General features: G+C 34.3%; 2 protein-coding genes. One reads left to right on the top strand and one right to left on the bottom strand.

What is annotated here, in order from left to right:
- Positions 1-183 precede the first annotated feature (183 nt).
- Positions 184-795 (bottom strand): recombinase family protein, encoded by a 612-nt coding sequence (locus FTV31_RS16815; RefSeq protein WP_015060246.1) that lies wholly within the window; start codon positions 793-795, stop codon positions 184-186.
- Between the two features lie 194 nt (positions 796-989).
- Here FTV31_RS16815 and FTV31_RS16810 point away from each other — a divergent pair, with 194 nt between their 5' ends.
- Complete coding sequence (locus FTV31_RS16810; protein WP_015060210.1) at positions 990-1,370, top strand: hypothetical protein; 381 nt, start codon at positions 990-992, stop codon at positions 1,368-1,370.
- Positions 1,371-1,500 lie beyond the last annotated feature (130 nt).

Below are 1,500 nucleotides of genomic sequence, written 5' to 3'. Positions count from 1 at the left end.
AATATGATTGCTGAGAACTGCCTTGTTTTGAAACTTGGTTGGCTTTAATTAGTTTTTAGTATTCTTTATAGAAAATGCCTCGATCAAGGGGCATTTCTAACAATCATTTAACATAAAATTTCTTATGTGAAGTAACCTGAATGCAGCGGTGCCCCATTGGGGGCGCGTTGAGATAAGCCTCTTTTAGATAACTTTAGCAACTCGATAGACAGTTGCAACTCCACAATTCACTGCTTTGGCAATTTCTTCCTTAGTCATATTGCCAACTACTAGCAATTCTTTTATTCGTTTATGTTTAGCCTCATTTGCCTTCTTGCCTGTTGGTTTGTAACCCGAACGTGCCAGGCCCTGCTTAATACGTTCTATACGTTTCTCATTGTCTAGGCGGGCCATTGTTGCCAGAAGATCAATCAACATATTGTTGATGAGTTCCAAGATTGAATGAGTAATGCTGTCACTGGTTTGAATCATTTGGTAGGTAGTAGGAAGATCTGCTACGACTAAACGAAGTCCCTTCTCCTGGATCCTGCGCTTCAGCTCTTGAAAATCTCGTTGGGTTAGGCGTGATAAGCGGTCAATACTTTCAACTAACAATGTGTCACCTTGATTTGCTTCTGACAGTAGCTTATTCAATTCAGGTCGGTCTAACTTCGTACCACTATAGTTTTCCACGTACACAATGGTTTCACCCAAATTCAAGTTTTGGTTTAGATCCTGAAGAATCTGCAAAGCCCTTTCTGCATCTTGATCTTTAGTTGAAGCTCGTAGATAAATACGTGTATTCATTTCTATCATTTAATCTTAATTCTATTAGATTAATGATAATACTATCATTTAATTATTGCATTAAGTCTAATGATAGATATTGTATGCGATTTGGCTCGCTATCATTCAGGTATAGTCTTTTGATAAAAAAAGCATGACTAAAAGCCATGCCTTGGGAATTCGTATAACGTGTATTATGTTAATTTTAGGAAATCTTAATCGAAGTGAAATATATAGCTCAAATCATAGAATGTAATGAGAATCTCGAATTCATTCTAAAAATTAAGGTTCGTAATGAAATTCTAGAGGTATTTAGTTCTTCAATACCCTCATGTATTGATCTCAAAAAAAATTACCTTATAGATTTAGAAGCTACTATTTTTGATGATTACCTTATTGAGAAAACACATTATTCCCATCAAATTAAGCAAATAGATAATAGTCTAAGATATGAAATTATTGGATATTTAAAAGAAGGGAAGCTAGATGTTAATGGCTTAATTTTTGAAGATGATATTTTAAATAGAGATTTTTTTTACTTAGATAACAATACAGTAAAATGGACTGTCGATAGAATTAATGCTGACTTTGATGACAGAGATTGAATCCATTTAACATAAAATTTCTTATGCGAAATTACATACCAACTTTAACCACATTGTGGACAGGTTGGATTTTAGAGATAAGAAAAACTTCTAGGGCATTTGCTAAATAAGCCGTATCACGCTCAAAGCC

It is taken from the genome of Acinetobacter sp. YH16031, assembly GCF_013417335.1.
In the GTDB taxonomy this organism is placed as follows: Bacteria; Pseudomonadota; Gammaproteobacteria; order Pseudomonadales; family Moraxellaceae; genus Acinetobacter.
The sequence above is the reverse complement of the archived record's forward strand: the minus strand, read 5'-3'. Positions and strand labels throughout refer to the sequence as shown.